Genomic DNA, 17,684 nt, shown 5'->3' with positions numbered 1-17,684 from the left:
CATGGGTCTCCTCGGCCTCCTCGTCGGGCTCGGCCTGCTTGTCCTGTTTGCCTTTCGCGGCTGGAGCGTGCTTCTGCTCGCGCCGTTCGCGGCACTCGTTGCTGCCCTGTTCGGCGGCGAACCGTTGCTTGCGAACCTGACGCAAGTCTTCATGGTGAATGCTGCGGGATTTCTGGCGCAGTTCTTCCCGATCTTTCTGCTTGGTGCCGTCTTCGGCAAGTTGATGGATGACAGCGGCGCGGTGACGTCGGTCGCCGGCTTCATGGCGGAGCGCCTTGGCGAGCGGCGCGTGATCCTGGCGGTCGTTCTCGCCGGCGCGCTGGTCACCTATGGCGGCGTCAGCCTGTTCGTCGCGTTCTTCGTCATCGTTCCCATGGCCCGTTCGCTGTTTCGCGCGGCTTCGATCCCGCGCCGCCTGATCCCGGCCGCGATCGTGCTGGGAACGTCGACCTTCACGATGTCGGCCCTGCCAGGCACGCCGTCGATCCAGAATGCGATCCCGATGCCGTTCTTCGGGACGACGCCGTTCGCCGCACCGGGCCTCGGCATCACCGCCTCCCTCATCATGCTCGGCGCGGGGTTGTGGTGGCTGCATCGCGCCGAGGCAGCAGCCCGCCGCGCCGGAGAAGGCTATGGCGACGATGCCGACGGCTTGATCGAGCAGGCCGCCGCCGACGAACTCGTGCGCGAGCGCGCAACGACCGCGCGCGAGTTCGATCCGGCTGAACTACAACACGGTCATCGCAGCGACCGGCCTTCGCCTGTGCTGAACGCCATCGCGCCGCTGGTCGTCGTCGTCACCGTGAATCTGGTGATGTCGCTGGTGGTGCTGCCGCGGCTCGATGTCAGCTATCTCGCCGAGCAGCGTTTTGGCGAAACGTCGCTCGCGGCCGTCGCGGGCGTGTGGTCGGTCGCGGTGGCGCTGGCGGCGGCCATCGTCACCACCATCGCACTCAACCGTGCCCGCCTGCCGGCGCTTCGCCGGACCATGGACGCCGGGGCCAATGCGTCGGTGCTGCCTGCGTTCAGTGTCGCCAGCCTCGTCGGATTCGGTGCCGTCGTCGCCTCGCTGCCGGCGTTCACGATCGTGCGCGACTGGGTGCTCGCGATCGAAGGTGGTCCGCTGGTCTCGCTCGCCGTCGCGACCAACATCCTGGCCGCGCTGACCGGTTCGGCATCGGGCGGGCTGACCATCGCGCTCGAAGCGCTCGGCCCGACCTATGTCGAACTCGCCGCACGCACCGGGATCGAGCTCTCGCTGATGCATCGAGTCGCGGTGATCGGCTCGGGGACGCTGGACATCCTGCCACACAATGGCGCGGTGGTCAGCCTGCTCGCGATCTGCGGCCTGACGCACCGTGACAGCTATTTCGACATCGTCATGGTCGGCATCGTGACGTCGCTGCTGGCGCTGGTCGCCGTGATCGCGCTGGGCAGCGCGTTCGGATCGTTCTGATCAAAATGCGAACGTGAGCGATTGACGGAACGTTGAAGGTTGCATTCAATGCGGCCAACTGGCCAAATCCAACAAACAGCGAACACCGGGTGGAAACGATGACGCGAAAGAGAGCGAAGCTGTGCGCATGGCTCGTGGGCGCGGCGGCGGCGATGGGCGCGAGCGGCGCGTCGGCGGTGACGCTGGTGGAGGATGCCGACACGGTCTGCAAGGGGCTCGTCGGCGGCGTCGATGCCGGGAAGATCGATTCTGCGACGTTGCAGGCGCCGTCGCAACTCGCTGTTGCGGAGCGCGGCCCGACACCATCGGGGCGCATCACGCCGGCCAATCCCGGCTTCTGCAAGGTGCTCGGCCATATCGATCCCGTCGATCCCAAGGCGCCGCCGATCAAGTTTCAGGTCAACCTGCCGGTCGAATGGAACGGCCGCTCAGTGCAATATGGCGGCGGCGGCTTCAACGGCGTGCTGATCACCGGCCTTTCGCTGCCGCCCGCCTATCCGTTCGACAAGCCCTCGCCGCTCGCGCGCGGCTTCGTCACCTACGGTACCGATTCCGGCCATGAGTCCAGGCCGGGCGAGCCGCCGCAGGTGTTCGCGCTCAACGACGAAGCCTTCGAGAACTTCGCCCATCGTGCCTACAAAAAGGTTCGCGACGTTGCCGTCGCGCTGATGCAGCGCGCCTACGGCAGGACGCCCGAGAAGATGTACTTCATGGGCTCGTCCGAGGGCGGTCGCGAAGGCCTCACCATGGCGCAGCGCTACCCCGATGATTTCGACGGGATCTTTGCCCGCGTGCCTGTCATCAACTGGGTCGGCCTCCAGCATGCCGGCACGCGTTCGGGCCTCGTGACCATGGGCGACGGCTGGATCAACCCGGCGCAAGTCAAGCTCGTCGGCGATGCCGTGCGCGCGGCGTGCGACAAGGCCGACGGTTCCGTCGATGCGCTGGTGCAGGATCCCGTATCCTGTAAGGCGGCGTTCAAGGTCGAGACGCTGCGCTGTGAGGCCGGCAAGAGCGGCGATCAGTGTCTCACCGATGCGCAGATCAAGGCGGTCAACACGCTGCATGCGACCTACAAATTCCCGTTCGCGCTCGCCAACGGCCTCGACGACTATCCGGGCTGGGGCGTGTCGGGTGAGGACACGCCGGCGGCCGGTCCGACCGGCGGCTGGGTCGCGTGGTGGCTCGGCACCGCGCCACCGGCGCAGCCGCCCGCGCCCAACAACGGCATCGCCTGGATCTACGGCGCCGGCGGCATCCGGTATGTGTTCGCGCGAGATCCCAATCTCGACGTCACGACCTACAAGCCGGAGGCGCACAAGGCGCGGTTGCTTGAGGTCTCCAGCCTGATGGACTCGACCGACCCCGATCTCAGCCGCTTCCGCGCCCACGGCGGCCGGCTGATCATGCTCGAGCACATGGCCGATTATGCGCAGAATCCCTATGCCGGCATCCGCTATTTCGAAAGCGTCGAGCGCCTGATGGGCTCGGCGACGACGGAGTTGTTCGCAAGGCTCTACACCGCGCCTGGCGTCGACCATGTCGGTTCCGGCGCGCCGGCCAATGTCGACATGCTGAGCGTGCTGGTCGACTGGGTCGAGAACGGCAAGGCGCCCGGCGACCTGGAGGTCACCGAGCAAAAGGTCGAAGGGCCGTTGTTCGCGGTGACGCGGGCGCTGCCGCTGTGCCGCTGGCCGGCCTGGCCGCATTACAAGGCGGGTGCGGTGACGGAGGCGTCGAGCTATTTCTGCGCGCAGTGAGATCAGCGCAAATCCCGCGAGGCCGCTGCGCCTTGGCGGCCTCGCGCCGATGCCTGGGGGTCAGGCCGCCTTGACCTCGATCTTCTTGGCGGGCTTCTGCGCTTCCGCCGTCTTCGGCAGCGTCACTTTAAGCACGCCGTTTCTGAACGACGCTTCGATCTTGTCGGCTTCGACATCCTTGGGGAGGCCGAAGTGGCGTTCAAAGGAACCATAGCGTCGCTCGGAGACGTAATAGTCCTTCTGCTTCTCCTCCCTCTCGAATTTCTTCTCGCCCTTGATGGTGAGCCCGTCATTGGCGACGTTCACCTCGATGTCCTTCTCGTCCATTCCGGGCAATTCGGCCGTGATCTCATAGGCCTTGTCGCTTTCGGTGACATCGACGGCCGGTGTGCTCACGAGCTTCTGTGCCAAATTGCGCTCGAAGCCGGCGAGCGAACGGAACGGGCGGCGCCAGAAATCGTCAGTGCCGAAATCCTCGAACAGCCGATCGACTTCCTTGCGGAGCGCCTCGAACGGTCGCCACGTTTCGCCGCCAAATGCGGGTTCGTTGGTTTTCTTGGTGACGGGGAGCTTGGTTTCGTTTGCCATGATCTCTCTCCTTCAGAGATAGAGCTCGTTCAATGCGCCAAACGTCCATCGGTGCTTACAGCCTGTCCTTGATTTGTCTCAAATTCGGAAGCGCGGCCGCAGGGGCCAGGATGCGAGCTCGGGCATGCAGACATCGGTAAGTATTGCGGACCGTTTTTCGGCGACTGACTCGCATTGATTTGAGTTAACCTCGTCGGCAAACGAGAGTTTGAATGTTCGGCTGGCAACGCCGGAGCATCGATATGAGGCTGCTGAACATCCCTCACAACGCGCTCGTGTTTGTTGGCGACGGCCGCAAGGCCCTGTTCCTGCGCAACGACGGCAATTCGTTGCATCCAAGCCTGAAGATGGAGCAAGTGCACGAGGATGAGAATCCGCCCACGCGTGAGCAGGGCACCGATCGTCCGGGCCGCTTGAATAGCCCAATGGGACAGAGAACCGCGGTCGAGGCCGCCGACTGGCACCATCTCGAGCAGCATCGCTTCGCGCGGCGCGTGGCAGGCGCAATGCAACAGCTCGTTCGCGAGCGCGACGTGAAGGCGCTTGTTGTCGTGGCCCCCCCGCGAACGCTGGCCGATCTGCGCGAAGCCCTTCATGCCGACGTCAAGGCGCGCATCATCGCCGAGGTCCACAAGGATCTCACCAGGCATCCGATCGACGAGATCGCGCAGCATCTGACGGCAGAGCACTGAGGACGTCAACGGAACGGCTCAATGCGCCGGCCCACCCGCCGCCTTCACCCGCCGCGTCAGCAGGACCGCGATCGCGGCGAGCACCAGCACGGCGCCGATCACCGCAAAGGTGTCGGAATAGCCCATCACCAGCGCCTGGCGCTTCACGGTCTTGCCGAGCGCGATGATGGCCTGCTCGCGCGCGGCATGGGGGTCGGGCACGCCGTGCGCGATGAAGTAGTCCGTCATCTGCGCGATGCGGCTGCGGACCTCCTCGCGGCCGAGCGTGACCGACTGGCCGATGATGTTGGAGTGGAATTGCTCGCGCTTGGTGATGATGGTGGCAAGCGTCGCCGTGCCGATCGCGCCGCCGAGGTTGCGGAACATGTTGCTGATGCCGGAGGCTGCGGCCGCATCCTGCGGTGCGATGCCGCCCGTCAGCACAGAGGTCAGCGGCGTCAGCACCATCGCCTGCCCCACGGCGCGCACGATGTTCGGGATCCAGAGCTGGTCGCCGGCATAGTCCGGCGACATCGCCGTGTTCATGAAGCAGCTGTAGGCGAAGATCAGAAGTCCGGTGATCGCGATGTAGCGCGTGTCGAAGCGCTGCATCAGTTTCGGGATCAGCGGGATCAGCACGAGCTGCGGCAGGCCGGTCCAGGCCAGCACGTTGCCGATCTGCTCGGCGTTATAGCCCTGCGCCTGGCCGAGATAGGCGGGCAGAATGTAGACCGAGCCGAACAGCGCGAAGCCGACCATGGTCATCGCGAGCGTGCCGAAGCCGAAATTGCGCTGAGCGAGGAGGCGCAGCCGGATCAGCGGCTTCTCGATCGTGAGCTCGATCGTGACGAACAGCGTCAGGCTGACGGCCGCGATCACCGCGAGCTTGACGATGAAGGGCGAGGAGAACCAGTCGTCCTTGTTGCCTTCCTCCAGCACCGCTTGCAGCGCCGACAGTCCGATCGCCATGGTGAAGATGCCGGCCCAGTCGCCCTCCTTCAGGAGGCCGAGCTGCATCTTCTGCTTCTCCAGCGTCAGATAGAGCGCCGCCACCATCACCGCGGTCGGGATCACGTTGACGAAGAAGATGGTGCGCCAGCCGTAGGTTTCGGTGAGATAGCCGCCGATGGTCGGGCCGATCGCCGGGGCGAAGGTCACGGACAGCGCAAAGATCGCGAGCCCCACCGGCTGCTGCGGCTTCGGCAGCTTGGTCAGCACCAGCGTGAACGCCATCGGGATCAGCACGCCGCCGGCAAAGCCTTGCAGGCCGCGCATCGCGATCATCGACGGCAGATCGTGCGTGAAGGCGCAGGCGACGGAGAAGGCGGCGAACAGCGACGCGCTCGCCAGCATGTAGCGGCGGAACGAGAACACGCGGCTCAAATAGTCGGTCAGCGGGATCACGATGATCTCGCCGATCAGATACGACGTCGAGATCCAGGAGCCGTTGTCCGCGCCGGTGCCGATGCCGCCCTCGATGTTGAGCAGCGAGGCGTTGGTGATCTGGATGTTCAGGATCGCCATGAACGAGCCGATCATGGCGGCGAGCACGGCGATCCAGGTCGCGGCGCTCGCGCGGGCGGGATCGGCGACGGCGCGATCAGGCGTCGCGGCCGGTGCTGCTTGCGTCGAAATTGAAAGGCTGTTTGACATGGCACGACCCTCCGGAGACGAGCTTCGCTTTGGGCGCGGCGGCCGCATTCGCGGCCGGCGCGGTCGAACGTGTTGCAATGGTCGGGATCACGGACATGCCGGGCCGGAGCGCAATCGCGGGGCCATGCGCGGCGTCGAGCGCGATCTTGACCGGGATGCGCTGCACCACCTTGGTGAAATTGCCGGTGGCGTTGTCGGGCGGCAGCAGCGCGAACTCCTGGCCGCTGGCGGGTGCGATGGAATCGACGCGGCCGTGCACGATCTGGCCCGGGAACATGTCGACCTCGATGTCGACGGCCTGTCCCGCCTGCACGTGGGTGAGCTGCGTCTCCTTGAAATTGGCGACGACATAGGCGCCATCAGTCGGCACGATCGACATCAGCTGCGTTCCCGCCTGCACGAACTGGCCGACGCGCAAGGAGCGGTTGCCGACGACGCCGTCGATCGGCGAGATCACGGTGGTGTAGCCGAGGTTCAGCTCGGCCTGGTGCTGCACGGCTTCCGCGCGCGCGGCCGCCGCCTTGGCCTGCACGATCTCGGCCTTGAGCAGGTCGACCTGCTTGAGAGCCGAAGCGAGGTTGGCGGTGTCGCGCTCGAGCGTCGCCTGTGCCGAGGCGATGCGCGATTGCGCCTGCTGCGCATTTTGCACGCTGCCGGAGCCGGTCGCGGCGAGATCGGTGTAGCGCTTGTTGTCCTGAGCGGCGAAGGTGAGGGCGGCCTGGTCGACGTCGAGCGTGGCGCGCGCGGCCTTGATCACCGCCTGCTGAACCTCGAGCTGCGCTTCCTTGCTGGCGATCGTCGCGTTCGCCGCCTGCACATCGGCCCTGGCCTGGTCAAGCGCGACGCGGAAGTCGCGGTCGTCGATCCGGGCCAGCACCTGACCGGCCTTCACATGCTCGTTATCGGCGACCAGGACCCGGTTGAGATAGCCGCTGACCTTCGGCGCGATCGTGGTGTTGTCGGCCTTCACATAGGCGTCATCGGTGGAGACGAGGTACTGGCCGACGGTCCAGTAGTCGTAGCCGTACCAGCTGGCGCCGGCCAGCGCGACGGCTGCGGCTCCCATCAGCAACAGCTTGCGAAAATTGAGCTTTTTCCGGCGTGCCTGGACCGGCGCGGCGGGCAGGACGCCCTCCAGGGCGGCCGCTGGAAGGGCGGTCTGGGCGGCGGCAGTCGGGGTGGTGTGGACGGTCATGGCCGGCTCCCCTGAATTAGGAAACTTGATAATTTCCAAAATGCGACTAGCTTTGGAATTGTCAATGGAATGACAGGCATCATGTAAAGACATGGCTCAGGCAAAATCGGAAAACGAATGCCGTCCGCGCGGTCGGCCGCCGGTGCGTAGCGACGAGGAGACGAAGGGAATCGTTCTCGAGGCCGCACGGCAGGCCTTTGCCGGCGACGGCTATGCGGCGACCAGCACCGAGGAGCTGGCGCGCCGCGCCGGCATCTCCACCAAGACGCTCTATCGTCTGTTTCCCGGCAAGGCCGCGCTGTTCGAGGCGATGTGCGCCGACAGGCTCGAGCGGCTGCTCTCCGCGGTCGATCTCCAGGCAAGCGACGAGGTCGACATCGAAAAGGGCCTGCGCGCCGCGCTGCTGGCCTGCGCGGATCTTGCGCTCGATCCGGAAGTCGTGGCGTTGCAGCGCATGGTGCTGCAGGAATCGGCCGCATTCCCGGAGCTTGCAGCCCATTTCTACAAGAACGGCATCTCCCGCACCGTCACGGCGCTTGCCGGCTGGCTGCGTGCCCAGGTGAAGAAGAAGCGCATCGCGCTCGATGACGTCGAGGAGGCCGCCGGGATGCTGATCGGCATGGTCGCGTCGGCGCCGCAGCGTGCGGCGATCTATGGCGGGTTGGCGCTGCCGTCACGCAAGGACATCGAGCGGCGCGTCAAGACCTGCGCGGCGCTGTTTCTGGATGGCTGTCGCGCTATCTAGGCCCGGCAGCCGCCCTTTGACAATCCGGTCGGTCTCGGCTATCTATTTCGCATGCGAAATAAAACCGCCGCAGCGAGGCATCACCGGCTGATCTACCTGCTCAGCGTCGCGCAACGCCGGTTGCAGCGCTGGATGGCGGCGCAGCCCGAGAGCGAGGTGACGCCGGCGCAGGCGGGGCTGTTGTTCATCCTCGGCAGGCAGGACGGCGTCCTGATGGGAGAGGCAGGCGCGGCGCTGGATATGGGGCCGGCCGGGATTTCCGGCCTCGTCGACCGCACCGCAGCCGCAAGGCTGATCGAGCGGCGGCCCGATCGCGAGGACGGACGCGCCTGGCGCGTGTGGCTGACGCCGAAGGGGCGTACCGTGCTGGCGCATGCAAAAACCTCGGCGGCGGAGATCAACGCGGCGCTGACGGACGGATTTACCAGCGCCGAGATCGACATCGTCGCGCGCTGGCTGTCGAGCATTCAGGACAAGTTTCCAAGAGACCCTGCAAGAGACCCTGCAAGAGATCCAGAGGAATAAGAGGAGAGCCCAATGACCGAGCACGTCCGGATCGAGAACAACGGTGGAATTCTCACGCTCACGCTGGCGCGCCCCGACAAGAAGAACGCGCTGACCGATGCGATGTACGGCAAGCTCGCCGATGCAATCGAGTCCGCCGAATTCGATCCGTCCGCTCGTGTGATCCTGATCCGCGGCGAGGGCGACATGTTCACCGCCGGCAACGACGTCGGCGAGTTCGCGGCCGTTGCGAGCGGAAAGTCGGAAGGCAGCCGCAACGTCATACGCTTCATCCAGTCGCTGGCGCGCTGCACGCGGCCGCTGGTTGCGGCCGTGCAGGGCCGCGCCGTCGGCGTCGGCACCACGATGCTGCTGCATTGCGATCTCGTCGTGCTCGCCGACAACGCGCAATTGTCCACGCCCTTCGTCAGCCTCGCGCTGGTGCCGGAAGCCGCCTCCAGCCTGCTGATGCCGGCGCGCATCGGCTATGCCCGCGCCTACGAGATGTTTGCGCTGGGTGAGACGGTGCCGGCGAAGGCTGCGCTGGAATGGGGGCTCGCCAACCGCGTTGTCCCGCTCGACAAGCTCGACGCCGAGACCCTCGCGCTGGCGCAGCGTCTCGCCCGCCAGCCGGCCGGCGCGCTCACCGCCACCAAGAAGCTGATGCGTAACGGCGAGGCGCTGGTCGCGCAGATGCAGGCGGAGGGCGAGCAGTTCGCGCAGCGCGTGCGCACCGCGGAGGCGCGTGAAGCGTTCACGGCGTTTGCCGAGCGCCGGGCGCCCGATTTTACGAAAGTCGCGTAAGGAGCGGCGGGCCGCCCGAATGGGTGCAGGCGGAGCCGGCTCAAATCGACTAAAACCTTAACGAAACATTGGCAGGTTGCGATGCAAGGTGGCCACTCGTTGAAGAGTAGGCCCCTTGACCTCATGGCAATGTTTAAGAAATCGGTAAGCTCGCTTCTTCTGACCTTGATGGCCCTGCTTGCGGCCGGCGCCCTGGCCAGCACGGCGATCCAGATGGTCGGGGCCTTCGGCCGTTACAGCGACAGTCTCGAAACCGCGCGGCTTGCCGCCGCCGACAAGACCATCTTCCACGGCGTGCTGTCGCTGCGCAACAATCGCGGCGACGCCCAGAGCGCACTGCTCGGCGAGGACGAGCCGCGCGCCAAGTTGGGAGCCGCAGAGAAGGCCGAGCAGGCCGGCTATGAATCCATCGCTTCGGCGCTCTCCACGATCGAATTCGACCGGCGCGACGAGCTCGCGAATACGCTGAAGCAGCGCTGGAACGAAGCCGCGCCGCAGTTCGAGTTGTTCTACGACGAAGCCAAGCGTCCGCGGGCCGAGCGCAAGATGGAACGTACCAATGTCTGGTACGATGCCGTCACCAAGGTCATCGACACCGCGAACCTCGCCTCCACCGCGGTGTCAAACCGCGCCTGGATGAACGATCCCTACATCGCCCGCATGATTCAGGTTCGCCGCTTTGCCTGGCAGGTGCGCGACCGTTATGGGGTCCATTGTTCGTCGCTTCGCTCGAACGTCAACAGCAGCAAGCCGCTCGACGACGTTCAGAAGCGGTCGGTGGCGCAATGGGATGGCACGATCGCCTCTGGCTGGGCGGGGATGGCCGAGTTGCTGGCTGCGCCCGAGGTGACGGCGGAGCTGGTTACGGCAGCGTCGGACGCGAAGGCCAAGACCGATGGCGTCCTGAAGCAGATCGGAGAGCTCACCAGGAATTTTGACGGCAGCGGCAAGCCCGCGATGCCCGCCTCGGAATGGAATGCGCTGTGCCAGTCGCCGTTCGCGTCGATCGTCGCGGTCGCGAACAAGGCGCTGGACCAGTCGATCGCGCGCGCCGAGGCCGTTCAGGCCAAGGCCCTCACCAATCTCGTCGTGCAGTCGCTCGCCTTCCTTGTGGCGCTCGCGGTGACCTTGGCCGGCGTCTATGTGGTGCGCACGCGCCTCATGCGTCCGGTGCGCGCCATTCTCGATGCCATCGCCCGCATCGGCGCGCGAGATTATTCGACACCGGTTCCGCAATCCCGGTATCCCGACGAGTTCGGCACCATGGCGGCTGCGCTCGAGAGCCTGCGCGAGAGCGCCGCGACCGCGGAGCGTCTCGGTCAGGAACGTGAATCGCAGCAGGCGCTCCAGCTTGCCCGCTCCGGCACCGTCGATGCCGCCTGCCGCAGCTTCGACGACACCGTGCAGGCCGTCATCCACGGCGTTGCCGCGTCGGCGCGGGAGCTCGATGCGACGGCGACCGATGTGCGTACGCTGGTCTCGGAATCCAGCAGCCAGACCGCGGCGGTCGCCTCCTCTGCCGAGCAGGCCACCAACAATCTCGAGACCATCGCTGCCGCGACCGAGGAGCTCTCGGCCTCCGTCGGCGAGATTTCCGCGCAGGTGCAGTCGAGCGCGCGCGAGGCCCGCGAGGCCGTGTCGCAGGCCGAGCGGACCAACGCCACGGTCGAAATCCTCGACCAGACCGCAAGCCGCATCGGCGAGGTCGTGAAGATGATCAACGCCATTGCCGGCCAGACCAATTTGCTTGCGCTGAACGCCACCATCGAGGCCGCACGCGCGGGCGAGGCCGGCCGCGGCTTTGCCGTGGTCGCCGGCGAGGTCAAGAGTCTCGCCGCGCAGACCGCGACGGCCACCGAAGAGATCTCCCGCCAGGTCGAGGAGATCCAGGGCGCGACCGGTCAGGCGGTAACCGCCATCCGTTCCATCGGCGGCGCCATCAGCGGCATCGACGAGAAGATGACCGCGATTGCGGCCGCCGTCGAACAGCAGCGGGCGGCCACCACCGAGATCTCGCGCAACTTCCAGCAGGCCGCGCAAGGCACCCGTGAGGTGACCGACACCATCGGCAGCGTCGCCAAGCTCAATCAGGAAACCGGCAACGCCGGCACGGTGCTGTCGGAATCCGTGAAGAAGATGTCGGCAGACGCCGATCGCCTCCGCGTCGCGGTCGAAGGTTTCCTCGGCGCGGTGAAGACCGCTTAACTTTCACATCCCTGTTCCAACGGAACGCGGATCGGCATTGCCGCCGATCCGCGCCCCGAGTACATCTGTCGTGCCGCGCGAGTGCGGCGTTAGATGTGCAGGAATATCAGGGATGGAGAGTTCGATGCCGGTTACGCCCCACCACAAGGCCCAGCGCCCCTATCGCGGCGTGTTCCCGGTCGCGCCCACCATCTTCGACGAGCGCGGCGAGCTCGACCTTGAGGGCCAGCGCCGCTGCATCGATTTCATGATCGATGCAGGCTCGAATGGCCTCTGCATCCTCGCCAATTTCTCCGAGCAGTTCGTGCTCACCGACGCCGAGCGCGAAACCGTGATGCATGCGGTGCTGGAGCATGTCGCGGGACGGGTTCCCGTCATCGTCACCACGACCCATTTCAGCTCGGCCGTCTGTGCGGCGCGCAGCAAGCAGGCCGAAGCGGCCGGTGCCGCCATGGTGATGGTCATGCCGCCCTATCACGGCGCGACGTTTCGCGTGCCGGAGAAGGGCATCGTCGAATTCTTCAAGGTGCTCTCCGGCGCGATCAATATTCCCATCATGATCCAGGACGCGCCGGTGGCCGGCACGCCGCTGTCGGTCGAGCTGCTCGCCCGGCTGTCGCGCGACTTCTCCAACATCCGCTATTTCAAGATCGAGGTGCCGGGCGCCGCGGCAAAGCTCCGCAGCCTGATCGAGGTGGGCGGCAAGGATATCGAGGGCCCGTGGGACGGCGAGGAGGCGATCACGCTGCTCGCCGATCTCGACGCCGGCGCCACCGGCGCCATGACCGGCGGCGGCTATCCCGACGGCATCCGCCAGATCATCGATCCCTATTTCGCCGGCAAGCGCGAGGAAGCGAAAGCCGCCTATGAGCGCTGGCTGCCGCTGATCAACTACGAGAACCGCCAATGCGGCCTGATCGCCTGCAAGGCCATGATGCAGGCCGGCGGCGTGATCAAATCGGACGCCGTGCGCCATCCGCTCCAGCCGCTGCATCCCGCGACGCGCGCGGGGCTGCTGGAGCTGGCGAAGGAGCGGGATGCCCTGGCGCTGCGGTGGGGGAAGTAGCGGCCAATTCCCCAGTCGTCGTCCCGGCGAAGGCCGGGACCCATACCGCGTGATCTATCGGTGAACGCAGGTGTTGGTACCGCGGGAAGACTTTTACTACTAGCCTTCGCCAAACCCCTCCCTGGGGGTATGGGTCCCGGCCTTCGCCGGGACGACACCGAGTGTGAGGGGCCCTAGCCTGATCCCGCCGGCTTCCATTTGGCGGAAGGCGTCGAATTGGCGCGGCTCGGGCCGTTTCCCGCAGCCCGGCGATGACATATTGTAGGCTCGCCAACGAAGCCCGCGGAGCAGCTCAAGACATCGCGCACCAGTTCTTCATTATGCCGCTGTCCCGAGCCAGGTTGGCGCGAACCGACAGAACAGGGAGGCAGTGCCATGACGATGAGGCCGGATCCCACCTTTCACGCATCGCCCAAGCTTGCGATGGAAGCACCTGCGGAGAACTTTGCCTATACGTTGCTGCTCAGTCCGGATTTCTCAAAGCCGGATGCTCTTGCGGTCATCGACGTCAAGCCGGGATCGCCGACCTATGGCCAGATCGTCCACACCGTGACGATGCCCAACAAAGGCGACGAGTTTCATCACTTCGGCTGGAATGCCTGCTCTTCCGCCTTGTCGCCGCTCGCCGGACACGCCTTCATCGAGCGGCGCTATCTCATCATCCCCGGGCTGCGCTCGTCGCGGATCTACATCATCGATACCAAGCCCGATCCGACCAAAGCCAAGATCCACAAGATCATCGAACCGGAGGAAGTCTTCAAGAAGACCGGCTACTCGCGCCCGCACACCATCCATTGCGGGCCGGACGGCATCTATGTCAGCACGCTGGGCGGCGGCGGCAAGGACGGCACCAACGGACCTCCGGGCGTCTTCATCATGGATTGCGAGACGTTCGAGGTCCTTGGACGATGGGAGATCGACCGTGGCCCGCAGACGCTGCATTATGACTTCTGGTGGAATCTGCCGCGCGACTACATGGTGACGAGCGAATGGGCATTGCCGCCGCAGTTCGAGAACGGGATCGTTCCGGAAGATCTGCTGTCGAACAAATATGGCCATCGTCTCCACTTCTGGGACCTTCGCGCCCGTCGCAACGTCCAGACCATCGACCTCGGCGCCAATCATCAGATGGCGCTGGAGGTGCGGCCCGCGCACGATCCGGTTCGCGAATACGGCTTCGTTGGCGTCGTGGTCGACACCACGAACCTCGAAGCATCGATCTGGACCTGGTGGCGCGAAGGCGGAAAATTCCATGCCGAGAAGACGGCGACGATCCCTCCCGAACCTGCGCCAAAGGAGAAGCTCCCGCCGCTGCTGCAGGGATTTGGCGCCGTGCCGCCGCTGGTGACCGACATCGACCTGTCGATGGATGACCGGTTCCTCTATGTCTCGTGCTGGGGCACGGGTGAAATGCGCCAGTACGATGTGAGTGATCCGCGAAAGCCGAAGCTTGCGGGCTCGGTCCACATCGGCGGCATCGCGCGCCGCACCCCCCATCCGAACGGCAAGGCATTTGCTGCCGGTCCGCAGATGGTCGAGATCAGCCGCGACGGCAGGCGCGTGTACTGGACCAATTCGCTCTATTCCACCTGGGACGATCAGTTCTATCCCGACGGGGTTCCGGGCGTGGAAGTCATGGCCAATGTCGGCGGCAACGGCGGCCTCGAGCTCGACAAGGACTATTTCGTGAGCTTCCCCGACGGATATCGTGCGCACCAGATCAGGCTCGAGGGCGGCGATTGTTCGACGGATTCCTTTTGCTACCCGTCGGTCTAGATGGGGCGCACGCGAGCCCGGCGCTTGGCTGGCTTTGGCTCGCTCTTGTTGCGAGCGGCCTCTACCACGGGGTCAACCCGGGAATGGGATGGCCGCTCGCTGTTTCGGCCGGGCTCATGGACAAGAGCCCACGCGCGCTGTTCCGTGCGTTGTGGGCCCTGGCGGCCGGACATCTCCTGGCAACACTTCTCGTGCTGCTGCCATTCGCGTTCCTGCTCGTGCTGGCCGAGTGGCAGCGTTCGATCCAGATCAGTGCGAGCCTTCTCGTCATCGGCTTCGGTGTCTATCGGCTGATCGAGCGGCGCCATCCCCGCGCGCTGGCACGAATTCCGCCAACGCAATTGGCGCTCTGGTCATTCGCCGTTGCCATTGCCCACGGCGCGGCCTTGATGCTCGTGCCGATCTATCTCGGGCTCTGCCAGGCCCTCGAGCTCGATGCCGGCCATGAGGCGGCGGGCGCGCTGATGAAGGCAAGTCTCGGGATGGCGGTGCTGGTGTCCCTGGTGCACGTTGCCGCCATGGTCAGCGCCGGCGGATCTCTGGCGTGGCTGGTCTACCGCTATCTGGGATTGAGGTTCGTCTCGCGCAGCTGGTTCAATCTGGATGCAGTCTGGGCGACCAGCCTCGTTCTGGTTGGCGCGGTGGCGCTCGCCTTCAATCTTGCGAGCTGGCGCTGAGGTCTATCGCGCCAAAGCCCACTCGCCGATGATGCGGAAGCGCGCCTTGGTCTCGTTCTGCCTGAACAGGGCGAGGCGGTCGATCGCCAGCGTGTCGAGACGAAGCGACGCGAACCGCGTCCGCAACATCTCCAGGATCGGTCCGCGGCGCTCTGCATCCAGCCGCCCAGTCAGGGTCATGTGGAAGCGAAATTCTTCCATGACGTAGGGGTAACCCCAGCGGTCGAGATAATCGCGCTGCCGCTCGGTGAGTTTGTCGGGCTTCCGGCGTGCGCGGTCTTCCGCGGTGAGAGCGGCGCGGAAGGAATCGAACTCGCGTGCGCAATCGGCGGCGAGCTGCTGGAGCGCATCGACCGGCTCGGCCGGGATGACGGCGATGAAGCCGCTGATGGTGTCGACGATCGGGCGGATGGCCGGGATCGGCCGCGCCGTTTCGGCGAATGTCGCGCAGGCTGCCATAAGCTCCGCCTCGGTGCTGCCGGGCGTCAGCGCCATCGGCGCCTTCAGCGTGGCGTGGAAGCCGTATTTGCGGGGATCGGCGGAGACGTCACGCCAGTCCGGTGCAACGTGCAGCGCCTCGGGCGGAAACGGCACCTCGTCGCCGGTGTAGGCATCGTAGCCGAGCAGCTTGGCGCCGAAGCGGGTCAGCGCGCTGTCGGCGCCGGCGGCAAAATAGATCGCGTAGCGGGGAAAACCTGTCATCGCCTCAGCATAGCCAATTTATGCCGCGACGACAGCCTCGCGCGGCGCCGCCGCCGCGCTGAGCAGTCGCGTCGCATCGGTGAGATGCACGAGCTTTCCGCCTGATATCACCGCGACGAGCCGCGGCCGCAGCGGCACGGTGTCGTCGACGAGGAGGATGTCGGCGCGGCGTCCTTCGGCGAGGATGCCGCGGTCGGCAAGGCCGGCCGCGCGCGCAGGCTCCGCGGAGACCAGGCTCCAGGCCTCCGTCAGCGGCAACACGCCATCGGCGGCGAGGCGGAACGCGGCGAGCAGTTGCGCGGGATAGTAATAGTCCGACGCCAGCACCGAGCAGAGCCCCTTTGCGATCATGTCGGATGCCCGGGTCCAGCCGGTGTGGCTGCCGCCGCGCACGACGTTCGGCGCGCCGTAGACGATGGCATCGCCGTGGCTCGCTGCCGCCCGCGCCGTCTCCTCGTTGATCGGAAACTCGGCGATGTCAGCGCCGAGTTCGCGAAACTCCCGGCGCATCGCGGGTGTCGCATCGTCATGCGAGAGCATCCGCACGTCTGCCGCACGGGCAGAAGCAGCGAGCCGCGACACGGAGGCCGGCACGTCGGCGGCGCGCGAGATCACGCGGTCGACCAGCCCGTCAAAATCCTCGCTGGACAAGCCAGTGCGCTCCACCATGCGGTTGCGCTTGCGCGGCTTGGCCATGTCGGCGACGGTGCCGTCCATGTGGTCGTTGAAGGCAAACAGGTCGACGCGGCCCTCGGCGAGCCACCGGCTGATCTCGGCCTCGGCATCGAGATTGTAGGTCTCGTGCCGCAGATGGAAGCGGGTGTCGGCAGCGAATTGCGGACGCTGCCGCTCGATCGCCTCCATCAGGCCGCGCGCATTGTCGGCGCTGCGCAGGCCCGGTTCCCACGAGCAGGTCGTGGCGTGAAACACCGTGGTGATGCCGTTGCTGATCGCCTGGCGGTCGCTGTCCGCGAGCGCGACGTCGATCGGGAAGTCCACGCCGGCGCGCGGCATCATCTGCCGCTCGAAGGCATCGCCATGCAGATCGACGATTCCCGGCAACACCAGCAGATTGCGCGCATCGATCGCGAGCCGAGCCCGGCCACGGGCGGCATCGACCCGTGCGATGTCCGTTCCGGCCACGCTGAGTGACGTCTCGACCAACTCGGTGCCGATCAGGGCCCGGCCGCCCTCAAGGAAAATGTCTGTCACGCGACCGCGCTTCGTTTGCTGACAGGGGAGTGTGCCCGTGCTTCATACGTGGAGAGAAAATCTTCAATCCCGAGCCTGCGGAAATCGGGCAAGGCTTCACGCAATTTGTCGTGATCCCAGTCCCACCAGGCGAGCCGCGCAAGCCGCCCGGCGATCTCTTCCGAGAAGCGCCGCCGCACGATTCGCGCGGGATTGCCGGCGACGATGGTGTAGGCGGGTACGTCCTTGGTGACGATGGCGCCGGCCGCGATCACCGCGCCGGTGCCGATGTTGCGGCCGGGCAGCACGATCGCGCCATGGCCGATCCAGACGTCGTGGCCGATATGGACGTGATGCTGGCGCCGCCAGTCGAAGAACTCCGTGTCGTCGCTCTCGCCGGGGAAGTAGGCGCTGGAACGATAGGTGAAGTGCGCCTGCGTCGCGCGATGCATCGGATGATTGCCGGGGTTGATACGCGTCATCGCCGCAATTGAGCAGAATTTCCCGATCGTGGTGTAGGTGATCTGCGAATCGTTCACGACATAGGAGTAATCGCCCATCGTCACTTCATGCAGGATCGTGCGCGCGCCGACCTCGGTATAGGCGCCGAGCCGGGTCTCGTGCAGCTTGGCCGAGGGATCGATGGTCGGTTGGACTGAAAGGGCTTTGCCGGCCATGTCGTATCCGAAGC

At 65.7% G+C, this 17,684-nt stretch carries 16 protein-coding genes; 10 read left to right on the top strand and 6 right to left on the bottom strand.

Translation table 11 applies throughout. The features are described from left to right. The first annotated feature begins 1 nt into the window (after nt 1). The gene (locus BJA_RS40430) at nt 2-1,456 is read left to right on the top strand and encodes a GntP family permease (protein ID WP_011090686.1); all 1,455 of its coding nucleotides are present in this window, start codon (nt 2-4) and stop codon (nt 1,454-1,456) included. Between the two features lie 98 nt (nt 1,457-1,554). Next, nucleotides 1,555-3,216, top strand: coding sequence for a tannase/feruloyl esterase family alpha/beta hydrolase (locus BJA_RS40425; protein ID WP_038966103.1), 1,662 nt, complete (start codon nt 1,555-1,557; stop codon nt 3,214-3,216). 60 nt (nt 3,217-3,276) lie between these two features. Here BJA_RS40425 and BJA_RS40420 read toward each other — a convergent pair whose 3' ends face one another. Next, nucleotides 3,277-3,804 carry an Hsp20/alpha crystallin family protein gene (locus BJA_RS40420; RefSeq protein ID WP_011090684.1) on the bottom strand — a complete coding sequence of 176 codons (528 nt, stop codon included), beginning with the start codon at nt 3,802-3,804 and terminating at the stop codon, nt 3,277-3,279. Nucleotides 3,805-4,016: 212 nt separating this feature from the next. On the opposite strand from BJA_RS40420, the gene BJA_RS40415 reads away from it, so the two are divergent. Beyond that, on the top strand, nt 4,017-4,496 hold the full coding sequence (locus tag BJA_RS40415) for a host attachment protein (protein WP_011090683.1): 480 nt from the start codon (nt 4,017-4,019) through the stop codon (nt 4,494-4,496). Nucleotides 4,497-4,514: 18 nt separating this feature from the next. Here BJA_RS40415 and BJA_RS40410 read toward each other — a convergent pair whose 3' ends face one another. Further along, nucleotides 4,515-6,128 carry a DHA2 family efflux MFS transporter permease subunit gene (locus BJA_RS40410; RefSeq protein WP_038966095.1) on the bottom strand — a complete coding sequence of 538 codons (1,614 nt, stop codon included), beginning with the start codon at nt 6,126-6,128 and terminating at the stop codon, nt 4,515-4,517. Beyond that, nucleotides 6,076-7,323, bottom strand: coding sequence for an HlyD family secretion protein (locus tag BJA_RS40405; protein WP_038966096.1), 1,248 nt, complete (start codon nt 7,321-7,323; stop codon nt 6,076-6,078). Before BJA_RS40405 ends, BJA_RS40410 begins: the two co-directional genes overlap by 53 nt. A gap of 91 nt (nt 7,324-7,414) precedes the next feature. Here BJA_RS40405 and BJA_RS40400 point away from each other — a divergent pair, with 91 nt between their 5' ends. From BJA_RS40400 to BJA_RS40370, 7 genes are all read left to right on the top strand, one after another. Beyond that, nucleotides 7,415-8,068 carry a TetR/AcrR family transcriptional regulator gene (locus tag BJA_RS40400; protein ID WP_011090680.1) on the top strand — a complete coding sequence of 218 codons (654 nt, stop codon included), beginning with the start codon at nt 7,415-7,417 and terminating at the stop codon, nt 8,066-8,068. Between the two features lie 51 nt (nt 8,069-8,119). Further along, the gene (locus BJA_RS40395; RefSeq protein ID WP_011090679.1) at nt 8,120-8,593 is read left to right on the top strand and encodes a MarR family winged helix-turn-helix transcriptional regulator; all 474 of its coding nucleotides are present in this window, start codon (nt 8,120-8,122) and stop codon (nt 8,591-8,593) included. Nucleotides 8,594-8,605: 12 nt separating this feature from the next. After that, complete coding sequence (locus BJA_RS40390; RefSeq protein WP_011090678.1) at nt 8,606-9,376, top strand: enoyl-CoA hydratase; 771 nt, start codon at nt 8,606-8,608, stop codon at nt 9,374-9,376. A gap of 123 nt (nt 9,377-9,499) precedes the next feature. Further along, nucleotides 9,500-11,581: a methyl-accepting chemotaxis protein gene (locus BJA_RS40385; RefSeq protein WP_063921559.1), complete on the top strand. Its 2,082-nt coding sequence runs from the start codon at nt 9,500-9,502 to the stop codon at nt 11,579-11,581. A 124-nt stretch (nt 11,582-11,705) separates the two neighbouring features. Continuing rightward, nucleotides 11,706-12,647: a dihydrodipicolinate synthase family protein gene (locus BJA_RS40380; protein WP_038966109.1), complete on the top strand. Its 942-nt coding sequence runs from the start codon at nt 11,706-11,708 to the stop codon at nt 12,645-12,647. Nucleotides 12,648-13,022: 375 nt separating this feature from the next. Then, a complete protein-coding gene (locus tag BJA_RS40375) occupies nt 13,023-14,423 on the top strand; it encodes a selenium-binding protein SBP56-related protein (RefSeq protein ID WP_011090675.1) in 1,401 nt (466 codons plus the stop codon). An 83-nt stretch (nt 14,424-14,506) separates the two neighbouring features. Next, nucleotides 14,507-15,100: a hypothetical protein gene (locus tag BJA_RS40370; protein ID WP_011090674.1), complete on the top strand. Its 594-nt coding sequence runs from the start codon at nt 14,507-14,509 to the stop codon at nt 15,098-15,100. A gap of 3 nt (nt 15,101-15,103) precedes the next feature. Here BJA_RS40370 and BJA_RS40365 read toward each other — a convergent pair whose 3' ends face one another. The 3 genes from BJA_RS40365 to BJA_RS40355 are packed head-to-tail and all read right to left on the bottom strand — an operon-like array spanning nt 15,104 to nt 17,670. Continuing rightward, complete coding sequence (locus BJA_RS40365) at nt 15,104-15,802, bottom strand: DUF1045 domain-containing protein (RefSeq protein WP_011090673.1); 699 nt, start codon at nt 15,800-15,802, stop codon at nt 15,104-15,106. 18 nt (nt 15,803-15,820) lie between these two features. Next, nucleotides 15,821-17,014 (bottom strand): alpha-D-ribose 1-methylphosphonate 5-triphosphate diphosphatase, encoded by a 1,194-nt coding sequence (locus tag BJA_RS40360; RefSeq protein WP_011090672.1) that lies wholly within the window; start codon nt 17,012-17,014, stop codon nt 15,821-15,823. After that, a complete protein-coding gene (locus tag BJA_RS40355) occupies nt 17,011-17,670 on the bottom strand; it encodes a chloramphenicol acetyltransferase (protein WP_038966112.1) in 660 nt (219 codons plus the stop codon). Before BJA_RS40355 ends, BJA_RS40360 begins: the two co-directional genes overlap by 4 nt. Nucleotides 17,671-17,684 lie beyond the last annotated feature (14 nt).

The organism is Bradyrhizobium diazoefficiens USDA 110, assembly GCF_000011365.1.
Classification (GTDB): domain Bacteria; phylum Pseudomonadota; class Alphaproteobacteria; order Rhizobiales; family Xanthobacteraceae; genus Bradyrhizobium; species Bradyrhizobium diazoefficiens.
The sequence above is the reverse complement of the archived record's forward strand: the minus strand, read 5'-3'. Positions and strand labels throughout refer to the sequence as shown.

What these genes read in the sequence shown, in the direction of transcription:
- BJA_RS40385 (WP_063921559.1), top strand. Translation starts at nt 9,500, where the DNA reads ATGGCAATGTTTAAGAAATCGGTAAGCTCGCTTCTTCTGACCTTGATG.
- BJA_RS40375 (WP_011090675.1), top strand. Translation starts at nt 13,023, where the DNA reads ATGACGATGAGGCCGGATCCCACCTTTCACGCATCGCCCAAGCTTGCG.
- BJA_RS40390 (WP_011090678.1), top strand. Translation starts at nt 8,606, where the DNA reads ATGACCGAGCACGTCCGGATCGAGAACAACGGTGGAATTCTCACGCTC.
- BJA_RS40410 (WP_038966095.1), bottom strand. Translation starts at nt 6,128, where the DNA reads ATGTCAAACAGCCTTTCAATTTCGACGCAAGCAGCACCGGCCGCGACG.
- BJA_RS40430 (WP_011090686.1), top strand. Translation starts at nt 2, where the DNA reads ATGGGTCTCCTCGGCCTCCTCGTCGGGCTCGGCCTGCTTGTCCTGTTT.
- BJA_RS40365 (WP_011090673.1), bottom strand. Translation starts at nt 15,802, where the DNA reads ATGACAGGTTTTCCCCGCTACGCGATCTATTTTGCCGCCGGCGCCGAC.
- BJA_RS40370 (WP_011090674.1), top strand. Translation starts at nt 14,507, where the DNA reads ATGGGATGGCCGCTCGCTGTTTCGGCCGGGCTCATGGACAAGAGCCCA.
- BJA_RS40400 (WP_011090680.1), top strand. Translation starts at nt 7,415, where the DNA reads ATGGCTCAGGCAAAATCGGAAAACGAATGCCGTCCGCGCGGTCGGCCG.
- BJA_RS40355 (WP_038966112.1), bottom strand. Translation starts at nt 17,670, where the DNA reads ATGGCCGGCAAAGCCCTTTCAGTCCAACCGACCATCGATCCCTCGGCC.
- BJA_RS40415 (WP_011090683.1), top strand. Translation starts at nt 4,017, where the DNA reads ATGTTCGGCTGGCAACGCCGGAGCATCGATATGAGGCTGCTGAACATC.
- BJA_RS40395 (WP_011090679.1), top strand. Translation starts at nt 8,120, where the DNA reads ATGCGAAATAAAACCGCCGCAGCGAGGCATCACCGGCTGATCTACCTG.
- BJA_RS40425 (WP_038966103.1), top strand. Translation starts at nt 1,555, where the DNA reads ATGACGCGAAAGAGAGCGAAGCTGTGCGCATGGCTCGTGGGCGCGGCG.
- BJA_RS40420 (WP_011090684.1), bottom strand. Translation starts at nt 3,804, where the DNA reads ATGGCAAACGAAACCAAGCTCCCCGTCACCAAGAAAACCAACGAACCC.
- BJA_RS40380 (WP_038966109.1), top strand. Translation starts at nt 11,706, where the DNA reads ATGCCGGTTACGCCCCACCACAAGGCCCAGCGCCCCTATCGCGGCGTG.
- BJA_RS40405 (WP_038966096.1), bottom strand. Translation starts at nt 7,323, where the DNA reads ATGACCGTCCACACCACCCCGACTGCCGCCGCCCAGACCGCCCTTCCA.